General features: G+C 64.1%; 16 protein-coding genes and 3 tRNA genes. 8 read left to right on the top strand and 11 right to left on the bottom strand.

Annotated features, from left to right (window positions below; translation table 11 throughout):
• The first annotated feature begins 192 nt into the window (after positions 1–192).
• From ABC728_RS22665 to ABC728_RS22655, 3 genes are all read left to right on the top strand, one after another.
• Positions 193–672 carry a Dps family protein gene (locus ABC728_RS22665; protein WP_416620453.1) on the top strand — a complete coding sequence of 160 codons (480 nt, stop codon included), beginning with the start codon at positions 193–195 and terminating at the stop codon, positions 670–672.
• A gap of 73 nt (positions 673–745) precedes the next feature.
• Positions 746–1,636, top strand: coding sequence for a DUF481 domain-containing protein (locus ABC728_RS22660; RefSeq protein WP_416620454.1), 891 nt, complete (start codon positions 746–748; stop codon positions 1,634–1,636).
• A 31-nt stretch (positions 1,637–1,667) separates the two neighbouring features.
• Positions 1,668–2,534: an alpha/beta hydrolase gene (locus tag ABC728_RS22655; protein WP_416620455.1), complete on the top strand. Its 867-nt coding sequence runs from the start codon at positions 1,668–1,670 to the stop codon at positions 2,532–2,534.
• 10 nt (positions 2,535–2,544) lie between these two features.
• On the opposite strand, the gene ABC728_RS22650 is transcribed toward ABC728_RS22655, so the two are convergent.
• The 3 genes from ABC728_RS22650 to ABC728_RS22640 form a co-directional block, all read right to left on the bottom strand.
• Positions 2,545–3,303, bottom strand: a complete 759-nt coding sequence (locus ABC728_RS22650; protein ID WP_416620456.1) for an ABC transporter ATP-binding protein — start codon at positions 3,301–3,303, stop codon at positions 2,545–2,547.
• Entirely contained in the window at positions 3,300–4,058 is a 759-nt protein-coding gene (locus ABC728_RS22645; RefSeq protein ID WP_416620457.1) for an ABC transporter permease, read from the bottom strand. The genes ABC728_RS22650 and ABC728_RS22645 overlap by 4 nt, the downstream gene beginning before the upstream one ends.
• Positions 4,059–4,264: 206 nt before the next feature.
• Complete coding sequence (locus tag ABC728_RS22640; protein ID WP_416620458.1) at positions 4,265–5,284, bottom strand: ABC transporter substrate-binding protein; 1,020 nt, start codon at positions 5,282–5,284, stop codon at positions 4,265–4,267.
• 517 nt (positions 5,285–5,801) lie between these two features.
• Here ABC728_RS22640 and ABC728_RS22635 point away from each other — a divergent pair.
• Positions 5,802–6,059, top strand: coding sequence for a hypothetical protein (locus tag ABC728_RS22635; protein ID WP_416620459.1), 258 nt, complete (start codon positions 5,802–5,804; stop codon positions 6,057–6,059).
• Positions 6,060–6,181: 122 nt separating this feature from the next.
• On the opposite strand, the gene ABC728_RS22630 is transcribed toward ABC728_RS22635, so the two are convergent.
• From ABC728_RS22630 to ABC728_RS22610, 5 genes are all read right to left on the bottom strand, one after another.
• A complete protein-coding gene (locus tag ABC728_RS22630; protein ID WP_416620460.1) occupies positions 6,182–8,866 on the bottom strand; it encodes a valine--tRNA ligase in 2,685 nt (894 codons plus the stop codon).
• A gap of 101 nt (positions 8,867–8,967) precedes the next feature.
• Entirely contained in the window at positions 8,968–9,537 is a 570-nt protein-coding gene (locus ABC728_RS22625; RefSeq protein ID WP_416620461.1) for a DUF2497 domain-containing protein, read from the bottom strand.
• Between the two features lie 209 nt (positions 9,538–9,746).
• Positions 9,747–11,138 carry a TolC family outer membrane protein gene (locus tag ABC728_RS22620; RefSeq protein WP_416620462.1) on the bottom strand — a complete coding sequence of 464 codons (1,392 nt, stop codon included), beginning with the start codon at positions 11,136–11,138 and terminating at the stop codon, positions 9,747–9,749.
• A 1-nt stretch (position 11,139) separates the two neighbouring features.
• On the bottom strand, positions 11,140–11,397 hold the full coding sequence (locus ABC728_RS22615) for a rhodanese-like domain-containing protein (RefSeq protein WP_445376663.1): 258 nt from the start codon (positions 11,395–11,397) through the stop codon (positions 11,140–11,142).
• A gap of 101 nt (positions 11,398–11,498) precedes the next feature.
• On the bottom strand, positions 11,499–12,164 hold the full coding sequence (locus tag ABC728_RS22610; RefSeq protein WP_416620464.1) for a protein-L-isoaspartate O-methyltransferase family protein: 666 nt from the start codon (positions 12,162–12,164) through the stop codon (positions 11,499–11,501).
• 217 nt (positions 12,165–12,381) lie between these two features.
• Here ABC728_RS22610 and ABC728_RS22605 point away from each other — a divergent pair.
• Positions 12,382–12,455: transfer RNA gene (locus tag ABC728_RS22605), tRNA-Cys, on the top strand.
• 96 nt (positions 12,456–12,551) lie between these two features.
• Here ABC728_RS22605 and ABC728_RS22600 read toward each other — a convergent pair.
• Complete coding sequence (locus ABC728_RS22600) at positions 12,552–13,163, bottom strand: NUDIX domain-containing protein (protein ID WP_416620465.1); 612 nt, start codon at positions 13,161–13,163, stop codon at positions 12,552–12,554.
• A gap of 183 nt (positions 13,164–13,346) precedes the next feature.
• Here ABC728_RS22600 and ABC728_RS22595 point away from each other — a divergent pair.
• Both ABC728_RS22595 and ABC728_RS22590 read left to right on the top strand, forming a co-directional pair.
• A tRNA-Asn gene (locus tag ABC728_RS22595) sits at positions 13,347–13,422 on the top strand.
• A gap of 95 nt (positions 13,423–13,517) precedes the next feature.
• Positions 13,518–13,593, top strand: a tRNA-Asn gene (locus tag ABC728_RS22590).
• Between the two features lie 206 nt (positions 13,594–13,799).
• Here ABC728_RS22590 and ABC728_RS22585 read toward each other — a convergent pair.
• Positions 13,800–14,291 (bottom strand): MarR family winged helix-turn-helix transcriptional regulator, encoded by a 492-nt coding sequence (locus ABC728_RS22585; protein WP_416620466.1) that lies wholly within the window; start codon positions 14,289–14,291, stop codon positions 13,800–13,802.
• Between the two features lie 73 nt (positions 14,292–14,364).
• Between ABC728_RS22585 and ABC728_RS22580 the strand changes: the two genes are divergently transcribed.
• Complete coding sequence (locus ABC728_RS22580; RefSeq protein ID WP_416620467.1) at positions 14,365–15,261, top strand: branched-chain amino acid aminotransferase; 897 nt, start codon at positions 14,365–14,367, stop codon at positions 15,259–15,261.
• A gap of 154 nt (positions 15,262–15,415) precedes the next feature.
• Here the strand turns inward: ABC728_RS22580 and ABC728_RS22575 are convergent, their stop codons facing one another.
• Entirely contained in the window at positions 15,416–16,351 is a 936-nt protein-coding gene (locus ABC728_RS22575) for an IS110 family transposase (protein ID WP_445376291.1), read from the bottom strand.
• Positions 16,352–16,415: the final 64 nt, after the last annotated feature.

Here is a 16,415-nt window from a genome sequence, read left to right as displayed (position 1 = left end):
CGGGGAACCCGACGGTTCCTCGCACCTTGCGGGGGGGACAAGGTGGCAACCAAAGGTCATAACCCATGTCCTCCCCGAATTTTTTAGACCATTATCAATTGGTTATAGGGCTAAGCTTCACTTGCCAGCCTTTACCTTTGTCGTCACTATCCCCATGTCTCCTGACGACAACCACAAGGGATGAGGCGAGAAATGGCCACCGCACCGGCGATCAATATCGGCATCACCGACGAGAACCGCGCCCGCATCGCGGACGGGCTGTCGCGCCTGTTGGCCGACAGCTACACGTTGTTTCTGAAGACCCACAATTTTCATTGGAACGTCACCGGGCCGATGTTCAACACGCTGCACACCATGTTCATGGCGCAGTACACTGAACTGTTCACCGCCGTGGACGAGGTGGCGGAGCGTATCCGCGCGCTGGGGTTCCATGCGCCCGGCAGCTACAGCCAGTTCGGCAAGCTGGCCTCCGTGAAGGAGGAAACCGAGGTGCCGCGCGCCCAGGACATGATCCGCCAACTGGTGGAAGGACATGAGACCGTGGCCCGCACGGCCCGCACGATATTCCCGCTGGTGGAGGAAGCCGGCGACGAGCCAACCGCTGATCTGTTGACACAGCGTATGCAGGTGCATGAAAAGACTGCCTGGATGTTGCGTTCCATGCTTGAGTAACCGAACGGAGTTCGACGGAACAATGACAGGTTTGAAGACAGCGCCGCGTATCGCGGCGCTGACCTTTTTCTTGATGTCCACGCCTGCGGCCCTGGCCCAGGTTCCCCAGACCTCCCCCCTTCCCGAAGGTATAGAGGTGATGATCCGTCAGGCGGCAACGCGGGACGGTACGGCGCTGGACACGGTCGAATCACTGGCTCTGGATGCCTATCCCGACCACGCCGAGGCCATCGGCGCGCTCACCAGGGACCTGCGTGATCAGCGCAAGAAGGCCGAGCGGGATGCCAAACGGGCCGCCGGCAGCAGCGTCATCGCCGGCTGGAGCGGCGATGGCGAACTGGGCGCTTCCCTGTCCTCGGGCAATACCGACGACCGGTCGCTCGCCATCCGCCTGAACCTGGTGAAGGAGACGCTGCGGTGGCGTCATGAGATCACCAGCAGCGCCGACCTGCAGCGGGCGTCAGGCGAAACCTCCAAGGAACGTTATACGGCCGGGTACAAGCCCAATTATTTCATCAATCCCCGGCTTTACGCGGCCGGTGAGTTCACCTGGGAACGCGATCTGTTCGCCGGGTACCGCCACCGGCTGACCGAAACGGTCGGTATCGGTTACCTGATCCTGGACAGCGACGGCAAGCGCCTTTCGGTGGAGGGCGGCCCCGGTGCCCGGCACAGTTTCCAGGTCCGCGCGCCCGGCGTGTCGGCCGTGGAACATGAATTCGTGTTCGGCGCCAACGCCAATTACACCCAGGAATTCAACGAAAACATCAAGTTCGCGCAGACCATCAAGACATTGACCGGCGACCAGAACCAGACGCTGGAAAGCAGTTCCAGCCTGACCGCGCGGATCAATTCGCTGTTCTCCGCCCGCATCGGCTTCACGCTGCGCCATGAGACGGAGCCGCCGGATGACCGCAAGCAGACCGATACATTGAGCCGGGCGACGCTGGTCTATACATTCTGATCGATGAGGCAGGCGGCAATGGGGGGAACGGGTGGCTTACGTCTTGTTCCCCCTGCTGCTCTGGATTGCCTACGCGCTCTGGTTCCGGTTGCGGCAGGACACACTCCTGTTCCGCCCCTCTGCGCGTGCCACACCCCTGGCCGATGCCGGGCTGGGTGATTTCCAGCCCGTCTGGGCGCAGACGGCCGACGGGCTGCTGCTGGAAGGCAGCCTTCGCCCGGCGGACGGGCTGACCAAGCCCACCATCCTGTTGCTGCATGGCAGCCGGGGACAGGCGGCGGACCGGGCCGACCGGGCGCGGGTCCTGGCCGATGCGGGGTTTGGCGTGCTTCTGGCCGGTTATCGCGGCTATGCGGGCAATCCAGGCCGGCCGGGCGGGAACGCCCTGATGCTCGATGCCCGCGCCTGGGCCGACCTTCTCGTCACGCGCGGAATTTCCGGGGGAAGGCTGGTTCTTTACGGACAGGAAATGGGAGCGGTTCCGGCTGCCATGCTGGCGGGGGAGCGTGCAACGGCCGCCCTGGTCCTGGAAGCGCCCTGCCCCAGCATGGCCGGGCGGATGGGCAGGCGCTTCCCGCTGCTTCCCGTGCAGGCTCTGTTACGCCACCGGTTGAGCGTGACGGGCCTGCTGCCCATGGTGCGTGCCCCCACACTGATCCTGGGCAGCGCGGATGCGGAACTCGGAAAGCCGGCGGCGGCACCGCTGACGATTGTTCCCATGCCCTCCGGGCATGAAGATGGTGAATTGCCGCCGGACCAGTGCCGGGCACTTCTGGCCTTCCTGGGCGGCGAGGCGGCACGGACCAGGGCACGGCCCACACTGGAGCAGAAGACCCCCGCCGCCGGTGGCAGGGCCGTGGCCATTCGCCGCCCGGACAGCCCCGGGCCAGCGGGGTGACGGAGCAACCCTAGATACCCTCGCCCGCCTCAACGACATCAGACAGACGGTTGCGGATGGCATTGGCCGTGCTGCGGGCCGACGCATCGTCACGATGGCGCGGGCGCGGTGCGGCGATCCGGTCGGCAGAGCGCACGCCGGCCGGCGTGCCCGCCAGCAGGACGACGCGGTCGGCCAGATAGACGGCTTCGTCGATGTCATGGGTAACGAACAGGATCGTCTTGCCCGTGCGCTGCCACAGATCGACCAGTTCATCCTGCAAGGCCTGGCGCGTGATGGCGTCAAGCGCGCCGAACGGCTCGTCCATCATCAGCAGGTCGGGGTCAACGGCCAGTGCGCGGGCAATGGCCACGCGCTGGCGCTGGCCACCGGAAAGCTGGTGCGGCCAGCGGCCCGCCTTGTCGGCAAGGCCCACCAGGTCCAGCGCGTTCAGGGCCCTGCGGCGCTTCTCCGCCCGGTCCAGTCCCAGCCCCTCCAGCCCGAATTCCACATTCTTCACGACGCGCCGCCATGGCAGCAGGCGGGCATCCTGGAACACCATGGCATAAGGCCGCCGGCCCGGCGTTTCCGGGTGATCGCGCGTTACGGTGCCGGCGGAAGGTTTGACCAGACCAGCAATGACGCGCAGCAGCGTGGATTTCCCCACGCCCGATGCCCCAACCACCGCCACGAATTCCCCATCCTCGATATCCAGATGGAAATCCCTGAGAACGACGGTGCGGCCGCGGTCACTATCGAATGACAGCGTCAAATCCTTGATCGAAATCATGCTTTCCACGCCAGCAGACGGTCGCGCAGGGCGACGAAGATCATGTCGACGATGCCATACAGCAGCGCCATGGTGATCATGTAGACAACGACAATGTCGGTGGCCAGCAGGGACGAGGCCTGCATCATGCGCTGGCCCAGACCGGCCACGCCGAACAGTTCGGCCGCCACCACGGCCATCCAGGCCTGCCCCAGCCCTGTGCGCAGCCCCGCCATGATCGGCTGGATGGATGCCGGCAGAATCACCTTGAATAGCTTGGCGATGGGGGAGCGATGGCCGAAGGCGTCGGCCAGTTCGATCAGGTCGCGATCCACGGCCTGGACAGCCCCCAGCGCCGCGAAATAATTGATCCAGAAAACGCCGATGATGATGATGAAGTTGGCCGCCGTCGGCGACACGCCGAACCAGATGATGGCGAACGGCACCCAGGCCAGACCGGGAATGGGGCGCAGCAGGCGGACGATCCAGTTCGTCAGATCTTCCAGCGTCCGCGACATGCCGGTCGCCACGCCCAGCCCGACCCCCAGCGCCGAGCCCAGGAACAGGCCCGAAATATAATGGCCCAGGCTCTCCAGCACCGCGGAGTGCCAAGCGCCGGAACTGATCTCCCGCCAGAAGCTGGCCGGTATTTCGCTGGGTGCCGGCAACAGCATGGGCTTGACCACACCCAGGCGGGGCATGGCCTCCCAGATGGCCAGGAAGGTGATCACGCCCAGCAGGGAAAGCAGCAGGCGGCGGGTCTTGGAATGGGGCATGGGGGATCGTCGGCGTTTTACACAGCGTCGGCAAGATTGCCCGGCCAGAATTCCACACAAAAACCATCAGGTATCAATGGGAATTGTCGCAACCGTGCTGTCCGGTCCGCATCAGTTGCAATGAAGTGACTTTAAGAGATTTCCGTAACCAATTGAATGAAATGCAATGCCGTCCCCAGAACGGGGACGGCATTGCCCGGTGATCCTCAGCGGCCAGCGGCCTTCTGATAATAGGAAAGATCGAAGAGCTGCTCGACCGGCAGCGCCTCCTTCACCGTTCCCAGCTTCACCTGATAATCCTGAACGGTAGCCGTCTCGTTCAGGATGGCGGCCGGGTCGGTGTTGAACTTCACGGCCGGCGACTTCAGGGCCTGTTCGATCACGGCGCGCGGGATCAGGCCCTTGCCGATGGCCGATTCGACGGCGGCCACTGCGACGTCCTTGTCCGTGCGCAGCACTTCCGTCGCACGCGCCGTCAGTTCGACCAGCTTCTGCGCGATGTCGGGATGCCTGGCGGTGAAATCATCGGTCAGGGCGATGACATTGCCCGGCTGGTTCTTCAGGATGTCCCCACCATAGGCCAGCACCTTCACGTCCGGGTTGCGGCCGGTGATGATGGTCAGGGCCGGTTCGCGGATGATGGCGCCATCCACAGCCCCGGCCAGCAGGGCCTGCTGCGTTGCGTCGATGCCTTGCGGCACCAGTTCGACATGGGCTTTGTCGACCTTCGCCACTTCCCACAGCCAATATTGCAGGAAGGTGTTGGGGACGGAGCCGGCCGGCTGGGTGGCCAGCTTCAGCGGGCGGCCCAGCTTCTTGGACAGGGCGGCGATGGCCTCTGCCGGGCTGCCCGCGGTGGCGGCCAGGGCGGGACCGGCAGCAACCACCAGTTCTTCAACGGCCGTGGCGGCCACCACCTTGATGCCCACACCGCGGCCGCGCGCCACGATCACTGGTGCCACCCCGGCGATATAGGCATCCAGTGTTCCCGAGGCGACGGCCTGGATCATGTTCGGGCCGCTGTCGAACTGCTTGAGCTGCAGGTCGAAGCCGTTTTCCAGATCCCAGCCCTGGCTGTCGATGACGAAGGCCTGCGCGGCCCCCAGCACGGGGATATAACCGGCGCGCACCACCACCGGATCGGCAGCCTGGGCGGAGCCGGTGAAGGCCATGCCCACCAGGGCGGTGGCGGCGGCAAGGCGGGTGGCGAAACGCTTGAACGACATCGGGCAGGGCCTCCTTGAAACGTCGAAAACTTCTCTGGGCATTACGTCGGCTTGGATGAACCGTCGGGCTGAGGGTTTTACATCCCGAGGTTTTCGTCAATTATTATTGTGGTTTCTATTAAATAACATTATTCATGTGTGATATGCAAAATTGAACATACCAATTTTTCTTGGGGTTTTTCCTTGACAGTGGCGCCATGATCACCAAATCTGAACCCAAGATCGCATGGTCCGGGTTGCCCTTCCCTGCAGGGGCCGCGGGAATTTGACGAACAGCAGCTTGCGCCGCGTCATCAAACGCTAAAGCGCCACGAAGCCCCTTCGTGGTTTGGTTCAAACCATCGGTGATGAGAGGGCAGTAAAATGCACAAGAAAACCAAGTTCAGCATTCAACGGACCCCTCCCCGCTGCGGCCGAATGTCCGGGTGTTGACGCAGAACTTTTTGCGTCCTCCAGCATTATTACAGCGTTGTGCGGCAAGGCGATGAGCTTTGCCGTTGATGGGAGCAATTTTGACATGACGAACCAGGCTTTCAGTATCGAAACCAGCCGGTATACTGCCGGCATTGCCGTGGCCGATGGCCAGGGATTCCGCTTCTTCTCCGCCCATCCCCTGTTCGCCAGCCTGGATGGCCGGCATTTCAGCAGTGTGGCCGCCGCCGAGAAGGCCGCCCGCCGGCGGGAGAACGAGGCGCGTAACGGCATGCGCCGTCAGGACAGCCGCGGGCAGGTATTCCGGTCCTGGGGATTCAAGCCTGAAAGGGCCCAGGCCTGACAGGCCGGCATTGCCACAGCCCCGCGACATAGGCCGTAGCCGATAAGAATGAGGCCGGCGGGATGATCACCCGCCGGCCTTTTCATATCCGTCTTCCGTGCCCCTTCCGGGCCTGGGCGGAACTATCCCAGGCGGGCCAGCGCGTCGGCCAGCTTGGCCCGGGTGGTCTCGGCATCTGCGCGGCGCTCGCGCTGTTCCTCGATCACCTCTTCCGGTGCGCGATCGACGAAGTTGCGGTTCGACAGCTTGGCGTCGATCTTGCCGATCTCCTGCTCCAGCTTGGCGATCTCCTTGGCCAGCCGGGCCTTTTCCTTTTCCACATCGATGAAATCGGCCAGCGGCAGGATCAGCGTCGCCTCATCCAGCACAGACTGGGCCGACCCCTTGGGCGCGTCCTGCATCGTTGCCTCCACGCCCGACAGGCGGGCCAGGCGCAGGATCAGGTCGCGATGGGTGGCCAGCCGCGCCTGGGAAACCACGCTGGCATCCTTCAGCAACAGGGGAAGCTGGGCAGAAGGCGGAACGTTCATTTCGGCACGGACGGTGCGGATCGTGGAGATCAGGCGCACCACCCATTCCATCTCGTCGCCGGCCGCGGCATCGATCAGCCCTTCCTGGGCCACCGGCCAGGGAGCGGAAATCAGGGTCTGGCCCTGGCCGCCCAGCTTCTCGTTCAGTTCCTCGGTGATGAAAGGCATGATGGGGTGCAGCAGGTGCAGGATGCGGTCCAGCACCCAGGCCGTGGTGGCGCGGGTCTCGGCCTTGGCGGCCTCATCCTCCCCATTCAGGATGGGCTTGGTAAATTCCAGGTACCAGTCACAGAAGCTGTTCCAGGCGAACTGATAGATGCCGTTCGCCGCCTCGTTGAACTTGTAGGCGTCCAGCGCTTCGGTGACCCGGGATGCCGCCTGCTGCACGGCACCGACGATCCACTTATTGACTGTCAGCGTCACCTGGGACGGGTCGAAGCCCGGTACGGCGGCAACCTGGTTCATCTCCGCATAGCGCGCCGCGTTCCAAAGTTTCGTGGCGAAGTTGCGATAGCCTTCGACGCGGTTGACGGCCAGCTTGATGTCGCGGCCCTGCGCCGCCATGGCGGTCAGGGTGAAGCGCAACGCATCACAACCATACTGGTCGATGACGTTCAGCGGGTCGATGACGTTGCCCTTCGACTTCGACATCTTCTGGCCCTTCTCATCACGGACCAGGGCGTGGATATAGACAGTCCTGAACGGCACATCGCCCATGAAATGGATGCCCATCATCATCATCCGGGCCACCCAGAAAAAGATGATGTCGAAGCCGGTGACCAGGACATCGCCGGGGTAGTAGCGATCCAGTTCCGGCACCTTCTCCGGCCAGCCCAGGGTGCTGAACGGCCACAGAGCGGACGAAAACCAGGTGTCCAGCACGTCGGCATCGCGGGTGAGCGCCACACCAGCCCCGGCCAGGGCCTGCGCCTCTTCCTGCGTCTCCGCCACGAACACATTCCCGTCGGCATCATACCAGGCGGGAATTTGATGACCCCACCAGAGCTGACGCGAGATGCACCAGGGCTGGATGTTGCGCATCCATTCGAAATAGGTGTTTTCCCAATTCCTGGGCACGAACACGGTCTTGCCGGTTTCCACGGCCTCGATGGCCGGCTTGGCCAGCGTGGCGGCGTCGCAATACCATTGATCGGTCAGCCAGGGCTCGATCACCACACCGGACCGGTCGCCGTGCGGCTGTGTCATCTTGTGCGGGACGATCTGTTCCAGCAGTTCCAGTGCCTCCAGATCGGCCACGACACGCTTGCGTGCCTCATACCGGTCCAGGCCGCGATAAGCGTCGGGCACCGGCTCGCTGAACGCCTCCAGGCGACCATCGGCACCGGGCTTGTAGCCTTCAAATTCCTGCACGATGCGGGCATCGCGGTCCAGCAGGTTGATCAGCGGCAGCTTGTGGCGCCGGCCAACCTCGAAATCGTTGAAATCATGGGCCGGCGTGATCTTCACCGCGCCCGACCCCGTCTCCGGGTCGGCATAATCGTCCGCGACGATGGGGATCAGGCGACCGACGAGCGGCAGGCGCACGAATTTGCCGATCAGGTCCTTGTACCGCTCATCCTCCGGATGCACGGCCACAGCCGTGTCGGCCAGCATGGTCTCGGGCCGCGTCGTGGCGACAACGATATGGCGGCCTTCCTGGCCGTCGATGGGATAGCGGAAATGCCAAAGGTTACCGCTCACCTCCTTCTGCTCCACCTCCAGATCGGAAATGGCGGTGTGCAGCTTGGGGTCCCAGTTGACCAGGCGCTTGTCGCGATAGATGAGGCCCTGGCGGTACAGTTCCACGAACACCTTGCGGACGGCCTTGTTCAGGCCCTCATCCATGGTGAAGCGCTCCCGGCTCCAGTCGGTGGAAGCGCCCAGGCGGCGAAGTTGGCGCGTGATCGTGCCCCCGGATTCCGCCTTCCATTCCCAGACCTTCTCCAGGAATTTCTCCCGTCCCAGATCCTGGCGCGAAATACCCTCCTTCCCCAGGTTGCGTTCCACCACCATCTGGGTCGCGATGCCGGCATGGTCGGTGCCGGGCTGCCACAACGCATCCTTGCCGCGCATGCGCTGATACCGGGTCAGGATATCCTGCAAGGTGAAGGTCAGCGCGTGACCCATGTGCAGGCTGCCCGTCACGTTCGGCGGCGGCATCATGATGGTATAGGGCGTCTGGTTCGAATCGACATGCGCGGCGAACGCGCCCGTCGCCTCCCAACGCTGGTAATGGTTGGCTTCCACTTCCGAGGGGGAGAACGTCTTTTCCAACATGGCCGGGCCTTCCGGGTAAAAGGGATTGGGTTAGATAAAGGAAAAGGGGCGGCACCAGCAAGGCGCCGCCCCTTTTGTTCATGTCAAAGCAGGCAAGCGCGTCAGTCGAGCCCGCGCCGTACAACCCGCTCGATCTCCCGCTTGACCATGCGTTCCACCATGGTGGGAAGATTGTCATCAAGCCATTCACGGATCATCGGACGAACGATCTCGTAAACGATCTGCTCCAGCGTGACATCGCCACGCCCGACCGGGCCATCGCCTGTCAGGCTGGGGCCGCCACGGCGGAACCCGGCCAGACCCGATGCAAAGGCACGGCTGGCCGCATCGGCGGCATAATCGGAGATCAGCCCGCCATCATCCTGCAGGGGGGGTGGCGGACGGCGTGGCGGCGGTGGCGGCGCATAGAAGGGTTCCGGATCTTCCTCCGGCAACACCTGCGTCAACTCCAGCGGCTCGTCCTCTTCCTCATAGGACGGCAGCTCCGGTTCCGGGTCGAGTTCGGGCTCCGGCTCGAACATCGGCGGGGGTGGCGGCGGTGGCGGCGGGGGAGGAGGGGGTGGTGGCGGCGGCGGGGGAGGCGGCGGCGGCGCAGCAGCCGGCGCTTCCTCCGGTGGCGCCTCGCCATCTTCGGAAATGATCCTGCGGATGGAAGCGAGAATCTCTTCCATCGATGGTTCTTGTGAGGACCCTTTGTCGGCCATTGCGCGCGTAACCTGACCTTCCACGAATGTGGCGCCAAGCCTAGGGCAGAACGCTGCAAATTTCCACGAACTTGTTAATGGCGTTAAGAAAACGCCCCTGCCCGCCCCAAAAGGGACAGGGGAGGCGTCGCCGCCTCCCCTGTCCCGTTCGACACCGGCCGGTCAAGTCCACCGAATCAATCGATGGACAGGCCCCAGAACTTGTTGGACGCCCGGTTATAATGGCCTTCCACATCATAGACCTGAACCGCCAGTTCCAGCGTGTTCGCCGACAACTGACCGATGGCCGCCATCACCTGGAAGCTGGCCACGATCTCGTCACGCTGCGACCGGACCAGTTCGACCTGGGCGTTCAGCAATTCCTGTTCGGCATCCAGGGTATCCAGCACGGTGCGCGAGCCCACCGTCGCTTCCTGACGCACGCCTTCCAGCGCGATATTGGCGGCGCGAACCTGTTCCTCACGCGACTTGATGGATGCACGCGAGGTCACCAGTGCTTCCCATGACCGGATGGCGGTCTCGCGCGCCTGGCGTGTCGCCTCATCGATCTGGATGCGGCGCTGGGAGGCCGTCTGCTTGGCTTCACGCACACGGGCCGTCGTGCCGCCGGCCTCGTAAATGGGAATCGAGACGCGGGCCGTGATCGATCCGGTATCGTAGTCACCCAGCGTGCCGGGGCGATCCCAGGTACGGCTGTAAGTGCCGACCAGCGACACGGTGGGCAACAGTTCGCCGGCGACCTGATCGACGGCGGCATCGGCCGCGCGCTCGGCGAAACGGGCCGCAACGACCTGCGGATTGTTCTGTTCGGCCAGGGCGATCGTGGCCTCCAGCGAGGCCGGCAGGCCCATCAGGGGGGCCGGTTGCTGCAGGTTCTGCGGCGGTGCGCCGATCAGGCGGGTAAAGGTCGCGCGGCTGGCATTCAGCAGGCCTTCAGCCGCGATACGGTTGGACCGCGACAGGGCCAGACGCGACTCGGACTGGCTGACATCGGTGCGGGTGATCTCGCCCACCCGGAACCGGTCGTTGGAAGCATCCAACTGGCGCTGCAGCACCTGGACATTGTTGACATTCAGGTCCAGCACGGCCTGATCACGCACCACGTCGCTATAGGCCGTGGCGGCGGTCAGCAGCACGCTCTGCTCGGTCGCAAGCAGGGTAGCGCGCTGGGCCTGGACGAGGGCTTCCGCGCGGCTCATTCCCGCAACGGTGCGGCCGCCGCGAAACAGCGGCTGGACGACGGTGGCGCTGGCCGTCTTCTCATTCCAGTACGTGTCGGACGGTCCGTTCTTCTGTACGTTTCGGCCGACCTGGCCTTCGGCGGACAGGGTCGGCAGATAGCCGGCGCGGGCCTGCGGCACCAGTTCGTCGGTGGCACGCAACTGGGCGCGCGCGGCGTCGAGGGTGGGGTTGGATTCATAGGCCTGGGCCAGCGCATCCTGAAGGGATTGCGCCTGGGCGGGCGACAGGCCCAGCCCGAAGGCCAGCGCCACGGCCGGCAGGGCAGCACGCGCCGCATGGCGCAGGAACGGGCTGGTGGAAGTCGGCTTCTGACGGGTGGCGTCCATGTCAATACACCTTCATGGTCGGATCGATACGCCGGGCCCAAGCGTCGATTCCGCCCGCAAGATTGATGGCCCGGTCAAAACCCTGGGTACGCAGCCATTGTGTGGCGTGCGCGCTTCGCATGCCGTGATGGCACAGGACCGCGATATCACGATCCCGCGGCAATGCCGCCACGGCGGTCGGCAATTGTCCGAGGGGAATGTGAAGGCTTCCGCCGATATGGCAAAGTTCCACTTCCCAGGGTTCGCGCACGTCCAGCACAACCAACCCGTCATCCCCCCGGAGCCTCTCCGCCAAATCCTCCACCGTCACTTCATTGTCTGTGATGGGACGCACAGGCGGGGCTCCGTTCAACCGAAAGATCAGAAGCGGAAATCGGGCTTTGCCTCCAGCCCCGGCAGCAGCGCGGCGGAAGCGTCGAACAGGATGCGGCTGGAAACCTGGCCGCCGGACTTCTGATAGAGCCGGGCGACGCCCTGGCCGCTTTCGGGAATGACGACGGTGACCAGGCGGCCACCCTCGGCCAACTGGTCAAGCAGAACCTGTGGCACGGCGGCGACGGCCCCCTGGATGACGATGACATTGTAGGGGGCCTGACCGGCCCACCCGGCGTTCAGCGGGCCGCGCATGATAGCGGCATTGTCCACGCCCAGCGTCTGCATGGCCTGATCGGCCTGCGCCGCCAGATCGCCATCCGCCTCCACGGCCACGACGGTGGAGGCCAGACGGCCCAGAACGGCGGCGGAATAGCCCGTGGCCGTGCCGATATCCAGAACGATGTCGGTCGCCTCGATACGGGCTTCGTTCAGCAGGCGCGCCAGCACCATGGGTTCCAGCAGGAAGCGGCCGTTGCCAAGCGGAATGCTCTTGTCGACATAGGCGACGCCGCGCAGCCCGGCGGGCACGAACCGGTCGCGCGGAACGGCCAGAAAGGCATCGACCACACGCTGGTCGGTCACCTTGTTCGGCCGGATCTGGCCTTCGACCATGTTCAGACGGGCGGCGCTATATTCGGTGGGGGCCATCATGGACGGGTCTGTCGCGCTGGGGAAAACGAAGGGTGGCGTGAATCCGCAGAAGGAATTCCACGCTGCTATATATCCGCCCCGACCGCGGAACACAATGTTGCGCCTGCACCCTGAAAGCATCCGACGGAATAATTGCAGCAGACCCTTGACCAGCCCCTTTCCAGCCGTCTATATACCGGCCCCACCCCGGACGGCGAGAGCCGGAAGGCGGGCCATCGGCGCGGTGGCAGAATGGTGATGCAACGGACTGCAAATCCGTGAATCCGGGTTCGATTCCCGGCCGTGCCTCCAAGTTTTCAAGCCTGTCCGCCAGGTCAGAAGGCCCGCCCCAAACGGCGGGCCTTTTCGTTTTCCGGGGTCGATCCAGAAACTGGAAACGACCGGTTCTCAGCCCGCCGCCTCCAGTCCAATCGCCAGCAACCGGCGCAGTTCGGCTGGAGTCGCCGGGTCGGACACCAGAAGCGGCAGACGCAGCAGCGCGATCAGCGACAGGCTGTCGGTAATCTCACCCGACAGGGCCATGTGCAGCGCCTGGCGCAGGGGAAGACGCCGGACACGCAATTCCTCGGTATCGTCGGGCGCTGCCTCCCCTTCCGTCAGCCCCCAGGCCAGGAACAGGCTGCCCTCTTCGTCCGATACGCTGTTTGACAGCGCCACACGCTGGATGGGCAACAGATGGGCCGCCGTCACGCCTGTTTCCTCCCGCAATTCCCGCCGGGCACCGTCGACCGGGTCCTCCCCCATCGGAACACCACCCTCCGGGATCTCCCAACTGTAGCGGCCCAGCGGCAGCCGGTACTGGCCCACCAGCCAGGTGGAACCATCCGCTGCCACCGGTACGACCCCGACGGCATGATTGCGGAACCGGACCATGCCATAGACCCCCGGCGCGCCGCCGGGCTTCAGCACCTCGTGATGCTCCACGGCGATCCAGGGATTCTCATAGACGTTCCGGCTGGCCAGGATACGCCAGGGATTGCGGTCGGGATCGGGGAGCATGGGCCGCCTGCCAAAGGAGCTGGAAGACTTCAGGCTACTGGAAACAAAGGGTTTTTCCAAGATGGCCAAGAAAATGCGCCAAAATGCGAAACAGGGGTTTACAAACGGTGACCGGGTTGGCTATAAGCCCGCCCACCGCACGATGCGGCGCCCCGGAAGCGGTGTTCGTATCGTGAGCACTGATCCCAGGTAGCTCAGCCGGTAGAGCAGGCGGCTGTTAACCGCCCGGTCGGGGGTTCGAGTCCCTCCCTGGGAGCCAATCGGCAGGGCCGGATGTCAAAAGCATCCGGCCCTGTTGTTTCAGGTGAGATTGGCTTTATAATATGTGACGTTCCGGCATCTGAAATGGCCTGATCCCAGGTAGCTCAGCCGGTAGAGCAGGCGGCTGTTAACCGCCCGGTCGGGGGTTCGAGTCCCTCCCTGGGAGCCATTTCCGGATCATCGGGCGTGTCGCGCCCTCCTCTCCCCTGTCATTCGATCCTGAATGAAACCACCCGTCGCCGACTGGTGGGCGGCAACCCGCCTTGTTAAACGGATTGGGTCATACTGTCCGGATCATGCAGCCTGACAGGCCGTCATGGCCGGTCAGAGAAGCGGGATCACACGCCCGCTCCCCGTTCCCCCCCCCCGACCCCGTCAGCGCTTGCCGGCATTGGGAAACTTGGCGCGGTCCTCCGCATCGATGATGCCCAGCATGACGGTGCGGAACCCCTCCACCGCCGCGGCCCCGGCCGCGCGATAGGCCTGCGCGATGCGGGCGCGCTGGGCGTCCGACAGGGTGCGCTCCAGTTCCAGCCCCTTGTCGGTGAGGGTCAGCAACCGTTGGCGCCGGTCCCGCGTCCCCGGCCGCTGCGCGATATATTCCTGTTCCACCAGATCGGACAGCACGCGCGACAGGCTTTGCTTGGTGATCTGCAGGATACCCAGCAGCTCGGTCACCGTGATCTCGGGATAGCGGCCGACGAAATAGACGACGCGGTGATGAGCCCGTCCCAGACCGATCCGGGCCAGCATGGCATCCGGCTCCGCGGTGAAGTCGCGATAGGCATAGAACAGCAGCTCGATGCCCTGGCGAAGGTCCTCTTCACGCAGGAAGAGCGGGTTGGGTCCGGATTTTATGTCAGCCATGTTGACTTATTTCTGCAATTCTGTAACGTTAAGGCTACTCATAGGGACATAAAGTAACAAGGAAGCCCCAGCAATGTCGATCATCCCCTTCGATGACCGTGACGGTCATATCTGGTTCGATGGCGCGCTGATCCCGTGGCGCGACGCGAAGGTCCACGTCCTCACGCACGGCCTGCACTATGCAAGCTGTGTATTCGAGGGGGAGCGCATTTACAACGGTTCCATCTTCAAGTCCCGTGAACACAGCGAGCGGCTGAGGCGGTCAGCGGAACTGCTGGGCTTCACCATCCCCTTCAGTGCGGAGGAGATCGACGCGGCCAAGCTGGCCACGTGCCGCGCCGCCAATCTCACCAACGGCTATCTGCGGCCCGTCGCCTGGCGCGGCAGCGAGATGATGGGCGTGGCCGCACAGCAGAACAGGATTCACATGGCCGTTGCCTGCTGGGAATGGCCCAGCTACTTCAGCCCGGAAGCACGGATGAAGGGCATCCACCTGCAACTGGCGCGCTGGCGCCGCCCGGCCCCCGACACGGCCCCGTCGGAGGCCAAGGCCGCCGGCCTTTACATGATCTGCACCCTGTCCAAGCACGAGGCGGAGCAAAACGGTTTCCAGGATGCCCTGATGCTGGATTACCGCGGCTATGTGGCGGAGGCGACGGGCGCCAACTTCTTCATGGTGAAGGACGGCGTTCTGCACACGCCGACGCCCGACTGCTTCCTGGACGGCATCACCCGCCGGACCATCATCGATCTGGCACGCCAGCGCGGCTATCAGGTGGTGGAGCGTCACATCCTTCTTGAGGAGGTGCGGGACGCCACGGAGGTCTTCCTGACAGGATCGGCAGCGGAAGTCACCCCGGTGGGACGCATCGGCGACTGGACCTATATACCGGGCCAGGTGTGCCGCACCCTGATGCTGGATTATGACACGCTGGTGAACGGCCGCCCCCTGGCCGTGGCGGCGGCATAGCGGCCGGAGGGGGTACCGGCTGGTGCCACCGTCAACGGGCCAACGGGCGGGCGGCGGCGGGGGTGTCATAGCAACGGTCGGAATATTTGGCCGTTGGTATCGGCGGCGACCGCCGCCGCCGCGCCGCACGTGCGGCGTAGCCAAGCAACTGTTTTCATGCGGCGTAAGTTCTCTGATCGCGGATGATGGCATTGGCGAGGACGACGATCTTTCGCATGATGGCAACGAGGGCAACCTTTGGCTTCTTTCCAGCGGCGATGAGTTTTTTATAGAAGGCGGCCAAGGGTGGATTTCGCCGACTGGCGACGACGGCAGCCATGTAAAGGACGGTTCGGACAACGGGCCTTCCACCGTAGATGCTGCGCGGGCCATCGCGTTTGCCGCTCTGGTTATCCATCGGGGCAACGCCGGCCAGGGCGGCGACCTGATGTCGTGTCAGTGTGCCCAACTCCGGCATATGGGCCAGCAGGGTGGCCGCCAGCACCGGCCCGACAGCAGGAATGGACTGGAGCAGGTTGTCGTTGACCTTCAAGGTTTTGGATGCCGCGATCTGCTCGGCAATGCGCTTGTCGAGGCGCAGGATCAGCAGGGCGATGGCATCCAGGCGCCGCTTGGCCAAGCGGCGCAGTTCCGGATCCGCCAGGGTCTGGGCCTGGTTCCTGACCATGGTCTGCTCGTCGAGCAACTGGCGCCGGTAGGTGGCCAGTTCCGCCAGGACCTCCCGTTCCGGATCGGGTTGGTAGGCGGCTCCGGGGATCGCCTGGGCATAGGCGGCGATCATCCGGGCATCCAGCCGGTCATTCTTGGCCCAGCGTCCATGCGCCCTGGCAAAATGCCGGACCTTGCGAGGATCGACGAGGCGGACGGGAATGCCGGCTTTCGATAAAGCCTCCATGACCGGCCGCTCATAGCCACCACTGGCTTCCAGGACGACCTGCACGGCGCGCTTGCCACACCGTCGCCGAAGGAGACTGTAACCAGCCTCGGCATTCTCGACTTGGAAAGCCTCTCCTGTCTCGGCATCCAACCCGTCCAGACGGGCCTTGCTGACGTCCAGGGCGATGATAGAGTCCTGTTGTGCCATCTTCATACTCCCTGCCTTGCACGTACGGGGCTGCAACCCCAAGCAACTGTTCGGGTCAATGAAGGGGCCG

Source organism: Niveispirillum fermenti (assembly GCF_052474395.1).
This window is presented reverse-complemented; position numbering and strand designations above follow the sequence as displayed.